General features: G+C 61.4%; 25 protein-coding genes and 1 tRNA gene. 2 read left to right on the top strand and 24 right to left on the bottom strand.

Translation table 11 applies throughout. The features are described from left to right. Window positions 1-412: 412 nt before the first annotated feature. The 3 genes from ACEOAC_RS09015 to ACEOAC_RS09005 form a co-directional block, all read right to left on the bottom strand. A tRNA-Leu gene (locus ACEOAC_RS09015) sits at window positions 413-479 on the bottom strand. 305 nt (window positions 480-784) lie between these two features. Next, on the bottom strand, window positions 785-1,435 hold the full coding sequence (locus tag ACEOAC_RS09010; RefSeq protein ID WP_413443809.1) for an SOS response-associated peptidase: 651 nt from the start codon (window positions 1,433-1,435) through the stop codon (window positions 785-787). A gap of 30 nt (window positions 1,436-1,465) precedes the next feature. Then, window positions 1,466-1,852, bottom strand: a complete 387-nt coding sequence (locus tag ACEOAC_RS09005) for a hypothetical protein (RefSeq protein WP_413443810.1) — start codon at window positions 1,850-1,852, stop codon at window positions 1,466-1,468. A gap of 138 nt (window positions 1,853-1,990) precedes the next feature. Here ACEOAC_RS09005 and ACEOAC_RS09000 point away from each other — a divergent pair, with 138 nt between their 5' ends. Next, entirely contained in the window at window positions 1,991-4,039 is a 2,049-nt protein-coding gene (locus ACEOAC_RS09000; RefSeq protein WP_413443811.1) for a hypothetical protein, read from the top strand. 58 nt (window positions 4,040-4,097) lie between these two features. Here ACEOAC_RS09000 and ACEOAC_RS08995 read toward each other — a convergent pair whose 3' ends face one another. The 14 genes from ACEOAC_RS08995 to ACEOAC_RS08930 form a co-directional block, all read right to left on the bottom strand. Next, entirely contained in the window at window positions 4,098-4,598 is a 501-nt protein-coding gene (locus ACEOAC_RS08995; RefSeq protein WP_413443812.1) for a hypothetical protein, read from the bottom strand. Further along, complete coding sequence (locus tag ACEOAC_RS08990) at window positions 4,595-5,248, bottom strand: glycoside hydrolase family 19 protein (protein WP_413443813.1); 654 nt, start codon at window positions 5,246-5,248, stop codon at window positions 4,595-4,597. The genes ACEOAC_RS08995 and ACEOAC_RS08990 overlap by 4 nt, the downstream gene beginning before the upstream one ends. Beyond that, a complete protein-coding gene (locus ACEOAC_RS08985) occupies window positions 5,233-5,532 on the bottom strand; it encodes a hypothetical protein (RefSeq protein ID WP_413443814.1) in 300 nt (99 codons plus the stop codon). The genes ACEOAC_RS08990 and ACEOAC_RS08985 overlap by 16 nt, the downstream gene beginning before the upstream one ends. Further along, entirely contained in the window at window positions 5,529-5,924 is a 396-nt protein-coding gene (locus ACEOAC_RS08980; protein WP_182992497.1) for a restriction endonuclease, read from the bottom strand. The genes ACEOAC_RS08985 and ACEOAC_RS08980 overlap by 4 nt, the downstream gene beginning before the upstream one ends. Before the next feature lie 56 nt (window positions 5,925-5,980). Then, window positions 5,981-7,102, bottom strand: a complete 1,122-nt coding sequence (locus ACEOAC_RS08975; protein ID WP_413443815.1) for a hypothetical protein — start codon at window positions 7,100-7,102, stop codon at window positions 5,981-5,983. Next, window positions 7,099-7,296 carry a hypothetical protein gene (locus tag ACEOAC_RS08970; protein ID WP_413443816.1) on the bottom strand — a complete coding sequence of 66 codons (198 nt, stop codon included), beginning with the start codon at window positions 7,294-7,296 and terminating at the stop codon, window positions 7,099-7,101. The genes ACEOAC_RS08975 and ACEOAC_RS08970 overlap by 4 nt, the downstream gene beginning before the upstream one ends. 5 nt (window positions 7,297-7,301) lie before the next feature. Next, window positions 7,302-8,732 carry a hypothetical protein gene (locus tag ACEOAC_RS08965; RefSeq protein ID WP_413443817.1) on the bottom strand — a complete coding sequence of 477 codons (1,431 nt, stop codon included), beginning with the start codon at window positions 8,730-8,732 and terminating at the stop codon, window positions 7,302-7,304. Between the two features lie 65 nt (window positions 8,733-8,797). Next, window positions 8,798-9,472: a hypothetical protein gene (locus ACEOAC_RS08960; protein ID WP_413628796.1), complete on the bottom strand. Its 675-nt coding sequence runs from the start codon at window positions 9,470-9,472 to the stop codon at window positions 8,798-8,800. Further along, window positions 9,472-10,596, bottom strand: coding sequence for a baseplate J/gp47 family protein (locus ACEOAC_RS08955; RefSeq protein WP_413443819.1), 1,125 nt, complete (start codon window positions 10,594-10,596; stop codon window positions 9,472-9,474). The genes ACEOAC_RS08960 and ACEOAC_RS08955 overlap by 1 nt, the downstream gene beginning before the upstream one ends. Then, a complete protein-coding gene (locus ACEOAC_RS08950; protein WP_413443820.1) occupies window positions 10,593-10,994 on the bottom strand; it encodes a phage tail protein in 402 nt (133 codons plus the stop codon). Before ACEOAC_RS08950 ends, ACEOAC_RS08955 begins: the two co-directional genes overlap by 4 nt. Beyond that, entirely contained in the window at window positions 10,994-11,650 is a 657-nt protein-coding gene (locus tag ACEOAC_RS08945; protein WP_413443821.1) for a phage baseplate assembly protein V, read from the bottom strand. The genes ACEOAC_RS08950 and ACEOAC_RS08945 overlap by 1 nt, the downstream gene beginning before the upstream one ends. Next, a complete protein-coding gene (locus tag ACEOAC_RS08940) occupies window positions 11,647-12,774 on the bottom strand; it encodes a hypothetical protein (protein ID WP_413443822.1) in 1,128 nt (375 codons plus the stop codon). Before ACEOAC_RS08940 ends, ACEOAC_RS08945 begins: the two co-directional genes overlap by 4 nt. Then, window positions 12,767-13,726: a hypothetical protein gene (locus ACEOAC_RS08935; RefSeq protein ID WP_413443823.1), complete on the bottom strand. Its 960-nt coding sequence runs from the start codon at window positions 13,724-13,726 to the stop codon at window positions 12,767-12,769. The genes ACEOAC_RS08940 and ACEOAC_RS08935 overlap by 8 nt, the downstream gene beginning before the upstream one ends. Before the next feature lie 57 nt (window positions 13,727-13,783). Next, complete coding sequence (locus ACEOAC_RS08930) at window positions 13,784-15,727, bottom strand: hypothetical protein (RefSeq protein WP_413628795.1); 1,944 nt, start codon at window positions 15,725-15,727, stop codon at window positions 13,784-13,786. A gap of 35 nt (window positions 15,728-15,762) precedes the next feature. Between ACEOAC_RS08930 and ACEOAC_RS08925 the strand changes: the two genes are divergently transcribed. Next, window positions 15,763-16,023, top strand: coding sequence for a hypothetical protein (locus tag ACEOAC_RS08925; RefSeq protein WP_413444122.1), 261 nt, complete (start codon window positions 15,763-15,765; stop codon window positions 16,021-16,023). Here ACEOAC_RS08925 and ACEOAC_RS08920 read toward each other — a convergent pair. From ACEOAC_RS08920 to ACEOAC_RS08890, 7 genes are all read right to left on the bottom strand, one after another. Beyond that, window positions 16,020-16,508 carry an HK97-gp10 family putative phage morphogenesis protein gene (locus tag ACEOAC_RS08920; protein ID WP_413444123.1) on the bottom strand — a complete coding sequence of 163 codons (489 nt, stop codon included), beginning with the start codon at window positions 16,506-16,508 and terminating at the stop codon, window positions 16,020-16,022. The two genes, ACEOAC_RS08925 and ACEOAC_RS08920, sit on opposite strands and share 4 nt — an antisense overlap. After that, window positions 16,505-16,675: a hypothetical protein gene (locus ACEOAC_RS08915; RefSeq protein WP_413444124.1), complete on the bottom strand. Its 171-nt coding sequence runs from the start codon at window positions 16,673-16,675 to the stop codon at window positions 16,505-16,507. Before ACEOAC_RS08915 ends, ACEOAC_RS08920 begins: the two co-directional genes overlap by 4 nt. Window positions 16,676-16,710: 35 nt before the next feature. Further along, entirely contained in the window at window positions 16,711-17,136 is a 426-nt protein-coding gene (locus ACEOAC_RS08910; protein ID WP_413444125.1) for a hypothetical protein, read from the bottom strand. 2 nt (window positions 17,137-17,138) lie between these two features. After that, the gene (locus tag ACEOAC_RS08905) at window positions 17,139-17,567 is read right to left on the bottom strand and encodes a hypothetical protein (protein ID WP_413444126.1); all 429 of its coding nucleotides are present in this window, start codon (window positions 17,565-17,567) and stop codon (window positions 17,139-17,141) included. A 65-nt stretch (window positions 17,568-17,632) separates the two neighbouring features. Continuing rightward, window positions 17,633-19,156 carry a phage tail sheath C-terminal domain-containing protein gene (locus ACEOAC_RS08900; protein ID WP_413444127.1) on the bottom strand — a complete coding sequence of 508 codons (1,524 nt, stop codon included), beginning with the start codon at window positions 19,154-19,156 and terminating at the stop codon, window positions 17,633-17,635. Window positions 19,157-19,217: 61 nt separating this feature from the next. Continuing rightward, window positions 19,218-19,403 carry a hypothetical protein gene (locus ACEOAC_RS08895; protein WP_413444128.1) on the bottom strand — a complete coding sequence of 62 codons (186 nt, stop codon included), beginning with the start codon at window positions 19,401-19,403 and terminating at the stop codon, window positions 19,218-19,220. A gap of 10 nt (window positions 19,404-19,413) precedes the next feature. Further along, the gene (locus ACEOAC_RS08890) at window positions 19,414-20,238 is read right to left on the bottom strand and encodes a hypothetical protein (RefSeq protein ID WP_413444129.1); all 825 of its coding nucleotides are present in this window, start codon (window positions 20,236-20,238) and stop codon (window positions 19,414-19,416) included. Window position 20,239: the final 1 nt, after the last annotated feature.

Genomic DNA, 20,239 nt, shown 5'->3' with positions numbered 1-20,239 from the left:
GCTCAGGGGGATTGGGAGGTTCTGCAGCGCCGGGATCCATGCTCCCGGCCTATACGGCACAAAGCATCCACGAAATTTTCGGGGAGGCAATCCAGGGCACCCAAGGTCTGCGCTCCGCATCGCGGTCGTAGCCGCAGTCAGCGCAAGGCACTGCTCTCTGCGCAATGGCCAGGACCGACCGCGGGCCGTCTTCGGCACGCATAGCTTTGGCCTGACGGGATAAGCCTTAGAGAACCCCGAAGCTGCGTCCGAAATATTCGAGCATACCGTGCGCACTACCAGCGAGATGGATGAAAGGATGGGCCACGTCGCTGAGCATATTGTTAACAGGGTAGCTCACCAGGCAGGTGAAATAACCGCCGAAAAGCAAAAAACCGCTATCGGCTTTCGCTGATAACGGCTTTCTGGTATTTGGTTGCGGGGGCAGGATTTGAACCTACGACCTTCGGGTTATGAGGCCGAATCATGCGAACACCGCATATATAAATCAATGACTTAGCGACGCCCGTTGCGTGTCATTTGCAGGGAAATGCATTGAAATGCGTGGGACACTCACGCAAAACCCACGCAGGCCGATTGGCGAAAGTCACGCAGCGTTTTATAGTGCCGTCATGTATCGAAACGCTGCAAGTAGCAGTATGACGGTAATTTCGCCGATAAGTCTAATGGTGATTTTTTGCAACATTTTAGGGCTCCTTGATAGGTTGAATTGGAGGGACCGAATGGTCCTCCTTAGGTGTGGGTTAATTCACCATCAAGGTCTGCTTGTGCATCACAGCCTCGATCAGGACTGCGACTTGCCACCGTATCCAGTCTTAGCTGGCGCCGCTCTCATCAGCTCAGCAGGATATGCCTGCAGATAGGCTCGGGCAATCTCCGGATTGCCAACCTCCAGCCACTCATCGGCCTGGTCGCGGGGAATAATGACCAGGCTGCGCTTCTCGTCGCCCGGCTTGTGAAAGTGCTTCATCAGGGAATGTTCGTCGGCGTTGATGGTCAGTTGGGTGAATGACAGCCTGCTGCCATCGTCCCATGCCCGCCAGAGCCCGGCCACATAGAACGGCGCGCCGTCAGCCATGCCGATTTCCCATCGCTCGGCCTTCCCGCTCTCCCAGTTCGGCTCATAGAAGGCCATGGTCGGTACCAAGCAGGTCTGGGCCGCCCGCCACGCACCGGCATAGCTCCTCTTTTCACCAATGGTTTCGGACCGCGCATTGAGGGTAGTGAGGCGCTTTCCCGGCGGCATCTTGTCCTTCGGGATCATGCCATAGGTGGCCAGCGCCAGCTTGGAGCCGCCACTATCGGGATCAGCCAGAATGATCGGTGCAGGGTAGTCCTGCCATACCTGCTCTTTCCAAGGCGGCAGGCCGGCCACCGACAGTCCGCTCATTGCTTCCAGCATCTCGGCGTCGGTCGGCTTGTAATTGACGCACATTCTCAGCTCCTGGAGCAAGAGTTCATGGATTCACTCTTCGAGCTTGCGCCCGGTCCGTTGTTCCCACTGGCGCTGCAGCCATCGGTCCTCTGGGTGCACGTCGTCCAGGTCAGCGAACGTGTCGTCCTTCCTGAAATCCAGCGGCTTCTCCTGCTGACGCGGGCGCGGCCAGGCCTCCCGGACCTCGGTCAGCATGTCAGCCTTCAGCATCTCCAGCAGCAGCGGCCTGCCCTCACCGCCAGGCGGCCACATGCGGATCAGCTTGATGTAATCCTCTGAAAACCGCTCGATCACGGCCTTCATGCGTGCGACCTCCCACAGCGTCCGAGCGTGTTCCGGCGTCGGATTCTGCAGGTAGAGCTGGCGCAGCTCATGGCTGGACAGCGGCGGCTGAAGGTTTTTTTTAGTACGGGGCATGGCAGAAAACACTGTATGAGCAAACAGTATATATGCCACCTATCGTGCTGGCTGTTGGTTATGCGCACAGCAAGTTTGTTATCCTCTGTGTTTCGCATCTGACAAGAACAATGCCGTGCCAGCTTCACAGGGGAATTAATGAGACTTTCGGACTTCAAGGCTTCATCGGTAATAGTCGGCGCGTGCCTGGTGGTCAGCCTGGCGGCACTGGTCTACAGCACAAACATGCACAGCGACATTCTCTTCATGAAATATCTTCTCGACGATATTTCATCGGGAGGACGTTGGTCTGATTGGCGTTTCTCTCCGGCACCGAGTTATTTCCCAGATCTTCTTATCTATTTTGTGGCGTACACGATCACGAAGCTGGTGCCCTTGCAGATCATCCTGACCACCGCCGCCCAGGCAATAATCATTGCCCTGCTGGCCGTGTCCTTGCTCAGACGGCTGAACCCGGGCATATCTCAGGCTGCCAAGCTCGCCGCTGTTGCGCTGGTGCTGCTGTGCGTGATCACCACTGGCCAATACACGATCGATTCCAAAATCGGCATCTTCTTTGGATCAAACAACATCCAGGTGCCGACCCTGATATCCAGCTTGGCACTCCTTTGCCTGGCGCTGGGGCTCGCTGAGAAAAGAACAGTTTTGGCGGCTGCGGGATTTGTCCTGATCGGTGCATTGGGCTTCGCATCCTCGGCTATTTTCATCATTTGCTTCGCGCTGCCGTTCCTGGCAGCGGTAGCCATAATCGCAGTGCGCAGCAAGCTGGACACACGCGATCAGGATTTCAGATCATCGCTCTTTATTCTGAGCCTGTTCATTGCCTCCCAGATCGCGGGATATGCACTGAGTAAGGCCATCACGTTCAACTCACCCCTTGACGGCCGCATACCGCTGTCGCTTGCCGGCGCAAAGTCGTCGTTCTCGCAATTCCTGCAAGCTACTCAATTCCTTTTCGACCAGGCCACTCACACTGCATTCCTCACAGCTTGCGTGTTTCTTGCGACAGTAGTTTACGGCATGGCCAAGGCTCTACGTCTGCCGGTGGAGATACTCCAGCGCAGCACCAAAACATCTCGTTCAGTTCAGGAGCAGATGGTTGTCCTCTTCTTCCTGCTCACCACCGGATCGTCATTTTTTGGGGCGATCCTGTCCGGCGGATTCATCGACAAATTCGGCTATCGCTATTTCGAGACGTTCATCGCGGTGTCTGCGGTCCTTGCAATCTACTTCATCGACCGGTCGCTTACCGAAAAAGGCAAGAAGCTCGCGCAGGCTTGTGTCGTGTCTCTCTCAGTGTTGGCTACCGGATGCTCCATTGCTGTTCTGGAAGGGGGGCGCACGCTCTCGTTCCCTGAATTACTCACCGATGGCGCGTTCAAGGATCAAGAGCAGATCACCGCTAAATGTCTTGATAGCCTGATTGGAAGCGGCGTGCCGCTGAAGGCCGGCGTCGCAGATTATTGGATGGCACGCGGTGTGATGTATTACATGAAAAATTTAAATTTCATCAGCCAATCCACGGACCAACTTCGCCCCTTCTTCTGGATATCCTCGATCGGCTACATAAGGCAGCCTGAGAAGTATCACGCTGAATCCTATAACTTCGTGATCGCCGACAACAGCCATCTCGGTCACCTCATGGGATTCGATTCCCAGAGCCTAAAGAAAGTGGCCCCGACCGGATACCGCGCACTTTCCTGTGCTGGCACCACCAACGAGGTGCTCTATTACCCCGCCGGGGAACTTGACGCGCTGGTGAAGGAAAAACAGCGCAATTTCATGTTCTCGACGCTAGGCCGAGGGATGGCATCGTTTTCCGGCGCTGAACTGCCGGGGCTTATCGGCCACGTCAACGGCAAGGAACGCACTGTGACCGCAGCTGACGGTAGCGGGATCCTGGCATACGGCCCCTACATCTCGCTCCCGCACGGAAAGTTCAAAGCGGTGCTGGAATATGATGCTGAAGCTGGCGGTCAGGCGGCGGCCGGTCGTATCGAAATCGGGCGATTCGATGAGAATTCCCGCACCATCTTGTACAGCGGTGACATCCCGGCCGGCGAACATTCGCTGACGGCCGCCCTCGATATCAGGGACAAGGCATTAGAACGGGTCGAGGCACACATTATTTTCAACGGTGCAGGAAAGCTGACGATCAAGCAGCTGCAGTTTATTGGCGAGCAATAGATCACAGCCCAAAACAAAAAAAGCCCCGAGCCTCCACGTGGGAAGCTCGGGGTATTGGTCATGGCGCCATGCCGTTGTCGCGGATGAACTGCTGCGCCGCTCGCGCTGTGGCCGCCGCCTCTTCGGCCTGGCCGATCAGAGCGCGAACAGCGCTGTCCAGCTCTGGAGGAAGTATCCGGCCGGCGGTACCGGCTGCATCGCCGCCGGCGGCGCTACTGGCTTGGGCGGGTCCGGGAGTGCCACCATCGCACCAGGCGGCGCCGAGGCGCAGCCGCTCAGAATTGCGCAGATCAGCGCGCACTTTTGCCATTTCATCATCGTAGCCTTTCTGGATCTGGGCCGACTTTAGCGCCTGCTCGGCGCCGATAGCCCGGTTTTGTTCACGCCGCAGCTCCAGCGCGGCTTCTGCGGCTGCTTGCTGCTGTTTCACCTGCGCCTCCCACTTCGCCTGCACGCGGCCCGCGCCATGGATCTCGCAACCCAGGCACAGCGCCACCAGCGCCAGAATCCAGTAGCACCAGGATGGCACGATGCGCAGCATCCCGAGGACGGCCATCATGGCAGCACCTGCTTGGCGTTCTTGTACAGGGCCAGCCGCTTGGCGTAGTCCATCGAGTCACCGACGGCAGCCGTCTTCCGGCCGATGTTGATGATGTCGCACACGCCGTCGAAGTCGCCGGCATCGGCATATTCGCTCAGGTCGTTGGCATGCCAATAGTAGGCGGCCGCCCGCGCCGCTGCCTCCGGCGTTTCCAGCAGCTCGGGGTGCTCGACGCAGTCCACATGCAAGGCCATCATCAGGGCGGTGTAGTTGGTCTTTCCAGTGGTCTGCAGCAGGCCCCGGCCGCGGTACAGGAACCCTTCGCCGCTGGCCTCGTCGCCGTTGCCCATTCGGTTGCAGTAGACGGCATTCCCCATGCGCTCCGGGTTGCCAGCCAGGTCAGCCGCGCGCGGAATCAACGAGCGCCAGCGGGATCCTGCCGGCGACGCATTGCCGATCTGGCGGATCCGGTCGGCGCTGTAATTCAGGTTCTCCACCAGGGTGGAGAGCTGGCCTGACTCGGCGCCGACATTGGCCAAGAACATGCCCTGGCGCTGGGCGGTATCGATGCCGAACTCATGCATGGCGGCATTCAGTGGGCCCAGAAAAGACGATGCCCGCATCGAAGCGGGCATGATCTGGCGCAGCTGGTCTATCGTGATGTCCATGGGACACGTCCTTTCATTCGGTCGCGCGCGGCGACGTACAGCCAGGGAACAGCGTAGAGGCCGGCGACCCCAACATTCAGCACCACATAGGCCAGTGCCGGCGCCATGATGTGGCCGAACAGAGGGCCCAGCAGGACGCCGCTTTCTCCGGCCGCGACCAGGGAGATGAAAAGCCGGTCCAGATGGTGCTCGGCGCCGGCCGTCATCTCATTGAGCGCGCACACGGCGCGCGCCAGCACCAGGCCGGCGGCGACCAAGTTGATGATCAGCAGGTAGTTGTTCATTGGGAGGCTCCTGGTTGTGGATTACCCCCTCCGAAACGACTTTGCAGCTGGCGCAGCACCAGCGGCACCAGCGTCTGCGAGCACACCCCGATGCCGAAGGCGCTGAAAAAGCGCATCTGCTCAGGGATTTTTGCGGTCCACTCGAAATAGGACGACTGTGCCGCCCAGGCCACGGCCACCGGCCCACCATAGGCCGCGACCAGCGCGCTGGTGATCAGCGTGATGGCCATGCGCAGCAACGGCGTCTGCCGGGTGAATGACAGGGCCACACAGCCCCCGAAAATCCCGGCCAGCAGCAGGTCATACTGCAGGCCAAGAAACGCGCCCGTCAGAGTCACTGTGCCGATTGAAACGGCATACCCCGCTGCCGCGCTGGTTGTTGGTTCCGGCATCAAGCCCCCATATGAAAAAGGCCCGCCGATGCGGGCCGGATGATTCGATGCAGCGCCTAGATGTTTCCGTAGACCTGGCCAAACTGGTTATTCATTGCGGTCGTGGAGCCACTGCCGTTGTCAACCATGCGATTGCCGGCGACGAGGTATCGATTGCAATAGTTCTCAGCGAGCACACCCCATCCCCTGTTCGGAACCATTCCGGCACCTCGTCCGATAGTGGCATTCAGGATGCTCCAGTCTGTGCAGCCCTGCGCCATGTAGACACCATGGGCGTTGCCCGCGAACTGGCCGCCATTGATGGTGAAATCAGTGACGCCAGGGCCGACCGAAACACCCGACAATCCATTGTTCAGGGAATCGTGGTTGTTGAGGTGAATGCCGCTGCAGTCACCAGACCCGGTGCGCCTGATGTCCACGCCGTTCTGCACGTGGCCGCCTGTCCAGCACTGGTCCAGCTTGATGCGGGAGACGTTCCCCATGTTGACCGGGGCAATGAGAACGCCGATCTTGGAGCTGTCGAAAAAGCAGTGGTGCGCGTAGAGCGAGTGAACGCCCTGGCCATTGTCTGGGACGATCCCAAGGCAGATGCCAGCGGTCAGCACGCTGGTGTTGCTGATGATCAGAGCCATGTTATGCGTGACCTTGATGCCGTAATCTGGCATCGGGCCGTCCTGGGCGCCAATCAGCAGCCGGTCGATAATCTGCGAGACGTCGCCACCATCCACCAGCACGCGGGTGCCGTACTGGGTGCCGGTGGTCATCACCCCGTCCTCAATGCGGCTGGCCACGCCGCTCATGTGAATGCCGATGAAATCATGGTTCACCATGAAATCCCGGATTCGCGAGCGGACGCCCGTCAATTTGACCGAAACGCCACCGGTGCGGGTAACACCAGACTCAAAACTGAGCTGGCGGGCTTCGGTGTCCCATCCAACCAGCTCCAGAATGTTGCGTGATGGGTGAGTGGTCTTGATGGTACAGCGACCGCGGCCTGAGCCATGAATGATGGTCCCGGGCATGACTACCTGCAGGACGTCGTCTACCGCGATAACGCCATCCGGCAGCAGGATATCCCCGTCCCCTGTTGACGCACTGGCAGCAATTGCCGCCCGCATCGCGGCAGTGTTGTTCGCAAGACCGTCCGCCACCACTCCATAATCTGCGGCCTTGATCATTCCTCGGGCCCCGCTTCTTCTGGTGCCGGCGCGCTGAACTTCTCTCCATCGTGCAGCCATCCGATATCCACGAACTGGGCAGGCTCGACCAGCACCATTACGGTTTCTTCAGGCGGCGCCCAGGTTTCGACGTCGCCATCCCATTCGATCAAGTTGGCGACCACGCCATTTTCCACCATTGCATATTTGCTCATGCTGATCACCATTCAATGAGAACCCAACCAGGCGCACCAGCGCCACCCGAACCGCCCGGCTGCGTTGTGGTACCAGTGTAGTATCCGCCACCGCCACCGCCACCGCTGCCATAGCCAAATGCATCTGACCCATGGTTGGACAGGCTGGGCGCTCCTGCGGAAGTAGCTCCGCGTCCACTACCACCACCACCACCGAATGCGCAGGACGCCCCGCTGCCGCCGTTTCCGCTAGCGTTGTTCTGTGAAGAATCGCTACCTGCTCCTCCTCGTGGGTATCCCGCCCCGCCTGTCGATCCGCCGACTTGGGTGGTGCTGGCAGACGTACCACCACCACCACCATTCCCGCCGAAGAGCGTTACGGTGCCAGCGGTCATGCCAGAGATAACGGTACTACCGCCATTGCCGCCGGCGCCACCGTTCGCCCCTGACGCGGCGACTCCAGCAGCTCCTCCAGATCCGATCGTGATGGAAATCGTCGAGCTTGGCGTCACCGCGTAAGGCTGCTTCTGCACGGACTGCCCCGCACCACCGCCCGCACCACCCGAGCTAATGTTCGTGGTAATCACCGAACCGCCGCCTGCGCCACCGCCGCCACCGCCGGCCACTCCGGAGATGTAGAGAGTTGTCACGCCAACTGGGACCGTGAACGAACTCGACGACGTGATTTTTTGCTGGTTGCCCAATACTTGGCCTAATTGAGCTGCCTGCGAAGAGCTCACTGCCGCGCCGATCTGCACAGGAACGCCGAAAACAGGGCTGTTTCCATGCAGCGTGCTGTTGATGGACGGCGCGCCGGAATAGGCCGAGATGTTGCCAGAGGTGATGGTCGTCTGGCCGTTGGCGATGGTCACCACTGCGATGCCGACATACCCGGAATCAGGCGAAGGCGTGACTTGGCTGCCGGTGGTTGCCGAGATGCCGGCCTTGGCATTCAGCACCACCGATCCCTGGCGGAAGGTGTTGCTGGTTTGGCCGGTGTTGTTCGGGCCGGAATACGGCTGCGTCGGGTTCGAATCGTTGTAGAACGGCAGCACCACCGGGCTCGCGCCGCTGGTGGGGTCGACGCTGATATCGGTCTCTTGGAAAGTCGCCTGGATCAGGTAGTTGATCGACTGGCCGGCCACGCTGGGTGCGGCGATGGTGAGCAGTACGGCATCGAGGTTGATGCCCTGTTTGACGATCTGGTGCGTGGTGTCGGCCGGCAGGGTGCCGTATGCGGTGCCCTCCAGGGCAGTCAGCATGTAGATCTCGCCCGGGGCCACGCTGACCTGCAGCGATGCCGGCGACGTCGGGCCGACGGCCAGGCCGCTAAACTGAGTGCTGGTGCCGAGGACGGCGGAACTCAGCTTGGCCAGGGCCACCATGTTGTCTTGGGCCGGGCGAGTGAACAGCCATTCGAGGATGGATTGTCCGATCTGGGTGATGGGGCGGCGCATTGGCTCTCCAAATGAAAAAGGCCGCTCGATGGCGGCCTAGAAAGGTGGTGGTGCAGGAAACGGGGTCAGTCGATGGCGGTCCACATGATCGTGCCCACCGGCTTGACGGCACTGATCGCCTCGAAAATGTCCTCATCCGTGACCGACGTGGTGATCAGGCTGAGGGAACCGGTGTAGGACGTGGAAAGGGGCTTGTTCAGCGCGGACACCTTCGGTGCAGAGCAAAACGCGGCACCAGCAGCCACGCCCACCGCCGCCGGCCGGTAGGCCGTGATCATCGCGGTGTACGGCACAGCAATTGACCCCATGCGCGCAACGCCGCAATACCCTTTCGACAGCGGCGAGTTCATGGCGCCGGTGTCCAGGGGGCGGTTCGGCTCGAAGATGTCTGGCGTGCGGCCGGTGAGTTCTTCCAGCACCTGGATCATGGCCGGCCGCGTGCCGCGCCCGCGGAACAGGTTGATGATGATCCGATTTCGGAAGGATTCATCGCTCTGCCCCTTCTGCCGCAGCAGGGCGCTGCCGAAGAAGTCGGCCGCGATCATGTCCAGCCAGCCATCGGTAGCCCATTTGATGCGCGTCTGCAGCTTCGCATAGGCCCACAGCGAATAGATGAAGCTGAGGGCATAGGCGGCACCCCACAGCAGCCCATCGAGGATTGGCGTGTCGCCGGTGAACCAGCCATTTGGCAGCAGGTCCTTCAGCCGCTTGAAAACGTCGCTTTGATCGCCTGTTGCCATCATGCCACCGAGATTGTTCCGGCCTTCGCCGTCTGTTTAGCCGTGATGGCCAGGTCCGTGGTACCGCCGTTCAGCAGCACCGAGCTCACATTGGTCACGCCCGGCGACGCGCCGTAAGCCGTCGTTGCCAGCTTGGTGTAACTCAGCGAATTCCCCAGGCCAAGGGTGTTGATGTAGGTCTGCAGAGCGGCCGCCACCAGCGCCACCACGTCCGCATGGACATAGCCTGTGTCGGTGGTGATCGTCATGGAAACGTTCGCCGTAACTTGGTTCGGCCCGAATACACCATAGGTGACCGACAGCGGCCGCGTTTCCTCGATGGCGTTTGCCGCGCTGGCGAGGAAGGTGCTGCTCGGGTTACCTGTGCCATCATCAACCACGGCATAGAAGTACCCGGGCTGGCTGATACCGTTATAGGCCTGGTTCTCAACGATGATCGCGCTGACGTTCTGCTGCAGCGAGAGGATCGCGTACAGCACCGCCGCCTTGGTCGCCTTGGACAGGCTATTGATGTACTGCACGAAACGACTGCGGAAAGCCGCATCCTGCTCCGCATCCTCGCCATTCGTCAGGGCTGCAGCGTTGGTCACGGTGTCGACGCCGGGGATCGCCTGCGCGATGGTGTTGATGGTGCCGGCCGTCACGTTGCCGCCGACGCCGGCCACCACCGCCTGAATCACCACGGTCACCGAGCTGATGCCGTCCGCCAGCACGTAGCCGCCTTGGCTGGCGCTGTAGGCTGGGTTGGTGGTATCCAGTTGCACGGTGTACTGCTGCGTGCCATCTCCCGTCTGGATCAGCGCACCCACCGGCACCACCGTCACGCCCGAGGCGGTGAATCGCGAGAACGTCGCGCTGCCGGTGGCGGCCACTGCGGCCAGGCGGAAGAAGTTGTAATCCGCCATCCAGGTATCGAGGTCGCTGCCGCTGGCCGTGGCCGCCCGGGTGGTGATCAGCAGCGCGAGGATCAGGCCCTGGAGCCACAGCGCCACCGAGGCTACCGCCTCCACTACGGCGCGCAGCGTCGAGCCGATGGTCAGGTCCACCAGGGCGGAGGCCTTCCCTTGTAGGGACGCCACCTGCTCCTGCACCAGCGTCACGAAATCTTTGCTTGATAGGCTCATTGGTTCACGTCGAATGCGAGATATACGGGTTTCTTGGTCTGGGCGTCGTTGTATCGGATCGAAATGCTCGCGCCGCCGGTGATGGGCACGACGTCTATCTGTGGCGCCGGGGAGCGTGCGACGGCTGACTCCCGGAGAATCTGGCCACGGATCAGCGCCCGGATCTTGGAGACGTCGACCACACCGCCCACCTGGCGCGGCAGGCCGGCGCCATAGTCGAGATGGAACAGATAATCCCCGGGGAGATCAGGCGCGCCATTCCTGCCGGGCGCGGCGGGGTTGGTCAGCAAGCGACGCAATACGCGCTGCTGGCCGAGATCCGTGCCATCGACGCCCAGCAGATCGCCGGAAGCAGAGGCCGACAGGTCGCTGCTCCAGTAGTGGTACAGGTCGGACATCAGGAAGCCTTTACTGTGCTGGTCATGTGGGAGCCATCGGCCTGCTGCAGCGGCGGATCGGATTGCACGCCGGTACCGTTGGTCTTGTGCGTGTGGCCGTTGAACAGCGAAGCGAAGGCGGATGTGAGAATCGCTTTCAAAGCTGCCCCCGCTGCTCCCAGGTTGATCACTGGGGCCGTCACATTCGCCTGGCCGGCAGCCATCACATTCACGTCGCCGGTGGCTTGGATCATGATGGTGGGGGCAGTCATATCAATCTCGGCCTGGCCGTTGATGGACGCCTTACCATCGTTCGTGAATTTCTGATAACTACCAGTCTTGTGCACAATCCAGAACTCGCCGGACGGCACGGCCATGGGCCGGTCCTGGTCGTCGAAGAAGCGGCTGCACACGAACCCGCTCTCTGCGTTGCCCTCTTCAAAATGCACGTCGACCTGGTCGCCAATGGACGGCGCAAAGATCACGCCCCACTCGTTGCCCACGGCAGCAGCCGCCAGCGACAGCCAGCCTGTTTCATCATCATTCGGCTGAATCCGCACCTTCACGCTGTGGGTGTTTGCGTTGTAGCTGCTGACGATGCCCTTGCGCGGCTTGGCCATAGTGTTGCTGGCCATGTGCGCCTGCATCAGGATCGCATTGCTCAGCGCGCTGCTCATGGCGCCACCGTGGAATCAGGCGCATGGTTTTTCGCATGCAGGTTCATCACGTAGCCCTCTTCAAACGACATCCGGCGCGTCACGCTGTCCGGGTAGTAGGTCTGGTCCCAGGCCGTCCCGGTACCCATCGCCTGCACCATCGTGTCGATCCCGAGGATGTTGTCGCCCGGGAGGGTGGCTGTCAGCTTCATCTCGTGCGCGATCAGCTCCGCATAGATGGTCTGCGCACGCTGCAGCGCCTGCTCCTGGGTGAGGCCCGGGATCGTGTATGTGTAGAGCTGAGTTCCGCTGAACGGCTTTGCCTTGCCAGCCTGGGTAGAGTTGCCCTTGCTCGGGTAGGAAGCGGTGAAACTCTTCTTGTGCTTCGCGTTGAACGAGCGCACTACCACCTGGATACCCCGAGAGACCGTCAAGCCCCGGGTAAAACGCAGATCCATGAAATTGCCTTCAGGGAAGGCTTGATCCGCGTTCGGCTCTTGCCACATCAGCACGTAGGGGGTGGCCTTCGGATCTGGCTTCGGCCCGAAATACAGCGTCTTGCCGCGGACATAGACCGCGAACTCCTCCAGGTGCGCCAGATAGTTCAGGATGTCCCACTCGCTGCGCTGGTCGGTCAGGGTGACGTGGTCGATGTCGTAGTAGGTGCCCACCAACGTGGTGGTGGCGGTCACCTGCGGCGTCAGGCCGCGCCGGACGGCCAGGTCGGTGGCGATCTGCGAAGCCGTCTTGTTCGGCCACTTCTCGGTGGTCTTGGCGTCGATGAATTCCGACGTCAGGTCACGTCCGACCAGGTCGATCCGGCCTCGCACGATGTCGAACTCGACCTCATCTACCCGCCCATACAGCATGCTGGTGAGCTCGCTGGCGCGGTAGTCGTCCGGATTGGCCGGGAAACCGGCAAAAATCTCAACGAAGGCCGTCTGCAACTCAGAAAACCAGTTCGCATTCCGCTCCGCCGGCAGCATGTTCTTCAGGAAGGTGATCCGGAAGGTATCGGCCGCGTAAAAGTTGTTGCTTTCCACCTCCCAGGACAGCCAGCCATCAATCAGCGTGTCGTTCAGCTTCACGGCACCGCGCGGCTGTGTCGCGGCCGGCAGCACTGGAAGCGGATTCAGGCTAAGCATTCAATACCCCGTTGGTGTTCTGGTTCAGCGGCGGCACCACGATGGTGTTGACGCCAGTCAGCACCGGGTCGGTGGTCCCGTTGGCCGCTGCCAGCGCGGTCCAGCCCATGGCGTCGCCATATTCGTCGGCTGCCAGCCGGTAGAGGTTGCCGCCGGCTTGCGTCACCGTCTTGGTGCCAGAGTTGATGCTGCCCAGGTTCTTGCCCATCCGGCCGAGAGTCACGTCCATCTGCTGCAGGATCGGAATCTGGGCGGCGGCCGTGGCCTGACTCAGGATCCGGCCCACATTCGTGGAAATCGGGTTGTTCGGCAGGATGCCGCCCAGCGTGGTCACGCTGCGCACCGTGTTGTTGACCGACGAGAACAGCACCTGCACGCGCCCGCGCACCGCATTTAGCGGTTTCACGATGCTGTTGATGGTGCCGGTGGCCGCCGTCGCAATGCTGGAAACGCTGCTGATGGCGGTATTCAGGTTCGACACCAGGCCCGAGAGAGTGCTGTCACCGATCAGGTCGGACAGGCCGGTGATGGTGGTGGCATCCTGGTCGACCAGGTCATCAACACTTGGCGCAGCGATGGCCAGGACCGCACCGCTCTTGTCCTCCACCACCTCCAGGGTGATCTGGTACGGCAGCTGGTGGAACCGCTCGAAGTCGCATCGGAAATCGCGGATGACAACGCGATAGAAGAACTCGTCCCAGATCAGGTCCAGTTCCTTGCCGGCATCCTTGAGAGTGTTCACGTAGCGGGCGCGGTCACGGGCAGTAGCTCCGAAAAAGAGACCTGACCAGACAATCGGCGCTGGATCGGAACCCAGCGCCTGCACGTTGCGCATTCCGCCTACGAGCTTGTTCACCACCAGACGCTGCTCGCCGCCGAATGTGATGCGTTCCGGGATCTCGGTGCCGGAGATCTCGAAATCGCCGATCTGGAGGATGGTGTCAGGCTTCATTGATATTCCAGAAAGTGAAACGGCCGCCCGAAGGCGGCCGCCATGGCGCGACGTTCATCACTTCGCATAGTTCAGGCCGACCGGCGGCAACTGCCGGTTGAAGTCGAACCCAGAGCCGCCAGTAGGCCGCGCCATCTCCTTCGCCTGGTAGATCGAGACCGCGCTGGCCAGCTCGCGGCCGTCCAGGTTGATCTTCGTTTCCACCTGCAGCGGGCGCTGCGAGCCCGACGACGACAGGTCACGCTGGAACAGGCCGACAGTCCCCTCCCCAGCCTGGGTGCCGAAGCGGTTGCCCAGATATCCGCCGATCAGGGCCCCTGGAACCGCGCCGAAGCCGCCGAAGAGCGCGCCAATAGCGCCGCCCAGCGCCGCACCGCCCATGCCGCCGGCAACACCGCCGGCCACGCCGCCATATCCGCGGGCCTTCTGGGCTGCCGTCAGCTGGTCGTTCGTTGCGATCTGGTAGGCTCCGAGCGCGCCGTCGGCGATGGCGAACAAGCCGCCCATCTTCAGACCGGCCAGCGCGCCACCGCCAGCACGTGCGGCAGCGCCAACTGCTGCGGCTGCCCCGCCGCCGCCACCGATCCCGCCGCGCCCGGCTGCAATACCCAGCGCGCCGATGGCCAGGGTCAGCGCCCGGATGCCTGCGGCTGCCATGGTGACCACGCCACCGATGGCCAGCGCCGCCGATAGAGCGATGAAGGCGCCGGCCAGCAGCTTGGCCTTGACCTGGTTGTCTCGAACCCACTCCGCCATCCCGCGCAGCATCGGGATCAGCGTTTCCAGCGACTTGATGACGCCGGGGAGCACCACCAGCCCGAGCTCGACCAGAAGGCTTTGATACTTGGCCTGGTAGTCAGCGAACTGCGCGTTCGGATCCTTCTTGTACTGGTCAATCGTCTGCTGGGCGCCCATGGCATTGCGGGCCAAGCCGGCGTCGCGCAGCAGTTGCACCACCTGGGTGGTCATGATGGACGCCTGCCCGGATGCGGTGCGGTTTGACAGCAGATCGTTCGCGATCTTGATGATCGTGCCGTTTTCCACGTCCTTGCCATACTTCGCCTGAATCGCCGGGATGACGAACTGCCGCATCGCGGTGGCCGGGTCGGCCTGCAACATCGCCGCGAAGTCCTCATTCAGGCGCAGGCGGTTGCGGGTCTGAGGCTTCCCGCCGACCGTACCGATGCTTTCCTGTTGGATGGTGGCTAAGCCGAGGGCCGAGATTTCCGCCATCGCGGTCTTGGTCGTGCGGCCGGCGATCAGGTTCTGATACATCGACATCATCGCGGTACCAGCGCGGGCACCGCCCTGCTCTTGCAGCAGGAGTGCCATGTTCAGCACGCCTTCGTCGGACAGACCACGGAAGGCCGTCCCGGCTTGCTGAGAGAACTGATCCAGATCCCGGAATTTCAGGAAGCCGCCAGAACCGGTGACCATGCGCTGCGCCAGGTCCAGGTTGCGCATGAAGCTGGCTTCATCGTGCGTACCGCCGCGGCGGTCGATGAATTTCATGAGGGAGCGCGTTGCGCCCTCGTCGATGTGGTCGACCTTGCCGCTGAAAATGGCGCTGTTTGCCTTGTTCAGTGCGGCGAGCTGCGGCGCCAGCTTGCGCGCCACGTCGAAGTCGCCGAACAGGCCCACCGACTCGCTCAAGGTGTTCATCAGCTCTTTGGCCGACACTCCCATCACGTTGGCGCTGCGTGCGAACTGGTCAGCCTGCCGGTTGATCGTATCGCCCAGGTTCATGGTTTTGAACTTGGTGAATGCAAGTTCATACTGGCGGGCAGCTTCCAGCGGGGCCTTAAGCAGGCCCAGCCCGATCGACCCCACCCCGGCCATCAAGCCGCCGGCCAGGGCCATGTTTTTGATAGACTTGAGGCGCTGCTCCAGTTTCGCGGCGTCGGCCTCGGTACGCAGGAAGTCTTTCGACAGCGCGGCCAGCCCGAAGCTGGCGGCGTTGATCACCGAGATCTTGACGCCAATCTTGTAGGCTTCAAACACGCGATTTCCCTTAAAAATTGCCACTCAGGACTACCATGGCCCGAAAAATACCGCTGCGGTATCGCGTCCAGGAATATCTGGCCGACCGGTTTTCCTTTGTGCAATACCCGAATGTTCGCGCTCGCGACAAGTCAGGGAAACTTTCATTCCCCTATCGATTTGCTCATCAGATGCCTTGGTACTTGCGTATCGCGCTTGCCGCAGTCGGCCTGTTCACTTCTGTCTTCTTCCTGGCCATCGCGCTGCTGGGCGCCTATATGCTCAAGGCGTTCATTGTCGGCATGGCGGGCGGCTAAACATCGTGGTCGTAACCGAGGTTGCCTGGTATCGCGCCACCGCCCAGTAGGCCGCGCACGACCGCTGTCCCCATGATTCGCTGGATCTCTTCGTGGTTGTGCACCACGGCCGGCCCAAGCACAGGGCGCGGCGGCTGTTTCTCTGTACCGAGCTCGAAATAGACCAGGTTCTGGTCGTCGGACGCGACTACCGCCTCGGTCTGCCCTACTTCCTTCACGATGGAATCGCGCATGGAGCCGTCCCGGAGGCCCGGGTCGTTGGGCGTGTAGCCTTGCTGCACGCGGTCGGCCTGGGTGGATTCGGCCAGCTGCGGCCAAGACGGGAATGGCCCGACCGCCGGCTGGTAGCTGCCGATTTCCGCCTTGGCCGTCTTCTGGATGGCTGTTGCCACCTCGGCTAGGCCCTTGTGGGCCGCCAGCGCCAGCGTGGCCTGCATGGTCAGCAGCTCTGTCGCCATGGCGCCCAGGCTTTTCAGTTCCTTCATGGCTTCACCTTGTCGAAATCGCGGGTTTCGAAGTTAAACTGACCGGCCCCCTCCTGCTCGGAGAAGATGATCTGCATGGCGGTCAATTCGGCCTTCGTCAGCTTGAAATCAGCTTGGTCGACCTGGTTGATGCCGAAAGCGGTATTGAAAGGAACCCCGTTTTTCACAAGCCAGCATCGGCCGCGAAATACAGGGTCCCTGACTATTTTTTTACCTCGGCCACTTCCTGATCTTCGCCCTGCTGCTCGTCGGAAAGCTCGCGCAGGCGCTCAGCATCCGCCAGCAGCTTATGCATGATCGCTGTGATGCCTTCGCGGCCGACCAGTTGGATGCGTGCCTCGATTTCGAGCATCGTCTTGGGCGCCGGGCATTTTTCGCCATCAATCGACAGCACCATCATCGCCGGGTTGACGTAGCCGGCGACATACGCGGTGTTCATGGCCGATTCGCCCAGGGCGCGGATGATCCGGCTCTCCGTGACAATGTCGCGGGCGCCAATCACCAGGCGGCGCCCCAGCGAATCAATCACCACGTCGTCGGGCAGTTGCTCGACGTCATGATCTGCAGCTTTTTCAGCAGAAGGCTGCGCGCCTTCTTGCGAGGTTTTGAGGTTGTTGACTTTGGCCATTTCTATACTCGGACGCGGCGAGATGCCATGAAGGACAGCTTTTGCTGGATGGTGTTGTCACCGGTGCGGGGACCGGCATCGTCGTACTTCAGCACGACACCGAGGTAGCGGTACTGGGAAACCGAGCCATCCGGCTCCTGGATGGTTTCGGTGATGGTGCAGGAACCCTCGTCCACGCCGTCGTAGTAACTTTGTTCGGACAGCGCAAAGTAAGCGTCAACCGCATCGCCACGACGCTCAATGTCCAGCGTGCCGGTCCAGCCGTTGTAAAAACGAACCGGGCGGCTGATGCCGTCGATGCCCTTGATCATCTTCTCCACCACCTCCTGCTTGGGGTGGAAGTTGGTGACCAGGCCAAAGTCCAGCGGACCATTCGGCGAGATGATGTCCAGCGAGATGTCGCGCCCGACGTTGAAGCCATTGATCGGCATGTTTTTCTCCAGGTGGAAAAGAGAAACCCCGCCGAAGCGGAGTCTTTATGGGGTTGGCGCGGCGATCAGGAGGCCGCTGCGGTGCTGGCGCGGGTCACAACAGACTGACCGCCCTGCATGTTGACGATCAGCTTCTCGGCGATGCTCAGATACCGGACGTTCAAATCGTCCTGCAGGTAGCCCAGGCCGATACGGCTGATAGAGTTGTTGGTCAGGTCGCAGGTGTTGTCGAAGCTGTCGATCATGTTCTGGTCGATCAGGTTCTGCATGAAGGTGCTGACCGTGGCATCGACCTGGCGGCGCAGCGGGTCGTTCTTCTGCGTGGACTGCACGCGGCCGACGAACTTGCCCATCGCGCCGTTGAGCGTGTAGGCCAGGTAGTTGGTCATGCGGGTGTAGTTGTCGCCGTTGGTCACCGGATTGCTGCTGGTGTTGTGGCCGATGCGCACGCCGAACATGCTGCCGGCCGGGATCGGGTTGGTGACCACATCGATGCCCGCCTGCGCCAGGGTCTGCAGTTCCGCGCTGCTATATTGCAGGTTCTGCATGCTCTTCTGGGTGCCGACGATGCCGTAGAGCTGCTTGTTCAGGCTGGACTGCTCGGGCGACAGGTTCGCCAGGCAGCCGGCCACGAAGCCCTGCGGCGAGATCATGCGGGTCACGTTGTTCACGGTGTCCTGCCAGTACACCCAGTCGCCGAAGAGCAGCTTCATGGCATAACTGTCGATGCCGGCCGTGGCCTTGGTGGTGACCGCGTTGGCGATGGTGTCGCCGGCCACGCCCACGCCGATCATGTAGATGCCCTCGGACAGGCCGAATGCCACCTGAGTGGTCCAGCTGGTGGAGTCGTCGCAGTCGGCCAGCATGGCGATGCTGGTATAGGTGCTGCGCAGCGCGTACATGCCCTTGCGCGGGATGGTGTCCTGGCCCAGCAGCACCGAGCTGGTGATGGTGGTGGCGCCATCGGTACCGCCGGTCAGGCTCAGGGTTGCGGCGGTCGGCGCGGTGGTGCCGCTGCCGGCCGTGGCCACGATGATCTGGGACGGGCCGCGCAGGCCAGACTGGCCCTGGTTAATGGCAGCGGCGATGTTTGCCCACAGCGCGGCGCCGGTACCGGTGATGTTGTCGAAGGTCTCGGGCTGGCGGTTCGGCATCGAGACGACGGCGCGCCAGGAGTTGGCAGCCGAGCCGGCCGAGAGGGTCACCTGGATGGTGTTGCCCAGCGTGCCGGTGTATTTCGAGGTGAAGGTGATGCAGTTGGTCTGCACCGCGATGGAAGCGGCCACATCGGTGCCATCGGTCACGCGCACGCACTTGAAGTTGTTGGCGCCCTGCAGCACGGCAGCGGCCACCTGCGTGCCCATGTCGTACTTGCGGTTCTGGACCGCGCCGAAGGTCTGCGCATAGCCCGTCATGTCGCCGATGGTGGTCGGCGCATTCACCGGTCCCCACTGGGCGGTGCCGACGATGCCCAGGATGTTGGTGGGCAGGCCATTGATCAGGGTGTTTTGCGGCGGCAGGATCTGGACATAGATGTCCGGGACGATCAGGGCCGTGGTGTTGATCGAGCCCGCTTGGGAAACCGGCATTGGAGCCTCCGAAAAGAAAAAAGGCCGCACTTGGCGGCCTTACGGTGATTGCTGGAAAGAATTACTTGGTGTCGCTGGTGTCGGCGGCGACGGCGTTCTGGACACTGGCGGCCGGTGCCGGGTCATCCGGGACGCGCACCACGAAGACGGCCTGTTCGCTGGCCAGAATGGCGTCGATGGCCTGGTTGTCGGTGATTTCGGCGCCTTGGGCGTACTGGCCAAAGGCCTGGGTCGCTACGTATTTCATTGGATAGTCCTCATGTCGAGATATTGACGTCAATGCCGCCGACGACGGTCGCCTGCGCATCCAGCACGGTGGTGCCGGTGGTTGTCTGAGTGGTCATGTAATCCACCGCATAGAGCACGTCGCGGCGGAAAATTCCCTGCTTTTGCATCCCGTCGTCCTGACGGCTCTGTCGATAGTGCAGAATGCCGATCGAACCGTCTGCCAGGGCGGCGCGCGACAGCGGCTCGATGGCCTGGTCAATCGCCCGACCCAGCTTATCGCGCTGTGTATGAAGGCTGGCCCAAGCCGTGAGCTGAAACATCTTTTGTTGCCGGCGCAAAGGCCGAATCATGGTCCCGGTGGTGCCCACCCGTGCCTCCAACTTCGTCGCAGAGGGCACTGTCACCGAGGCCCCGGAGGAGGTGGCCGGCACGTCCGCACTGATGAGCGTGGCCAGCGCAGAGGCCAATCCGGCCAGCGTGCTGCCCACTTGGGCCGCAACAATGTAGGCCTCGCCATCCACCAGAATCCCTACGTTCTGGCCTGGGCTCACAATGCCCGAGAGGGTCACCACTTGCCCCTCAGGCGAAGCACTGATGGTGGCGGCAGCCACACTGGCCACCTGCCAGTCGCGCAACGTCAACGGTAATGGCTTTTCCGTATCCATCGGATAAACACTGATGTAGCCGGCGCCTGTGGCCACCAAAGAAGATAACTTTTCTGGCTGCGGCCACCCCTGGAATACGTTGACCGTAAAACCGGTCACCGGCGATGCCGGCGCGCTCGTACCGTCCGGATAGAGATACGCAGCGAGCTCGGCGACGAACATGTCCGCGACATCTGATAGGTCAGCCATT

Origin of the sequence: Herbaspirillum frisingense, from assembly GCF_047325095.1 — a bacterium.
Taxonomy (GTDB): domain Bacteria; phylum Pseudomonadota; class Gammaproteobacteria; order Burkholderiales; family Burkholderiaceae_D; genus Herbaspirillum; species Herbaspirillum frisingense.
This window is presented reverse-complemented; position numbering and strand designations above follow the sequence as displayed.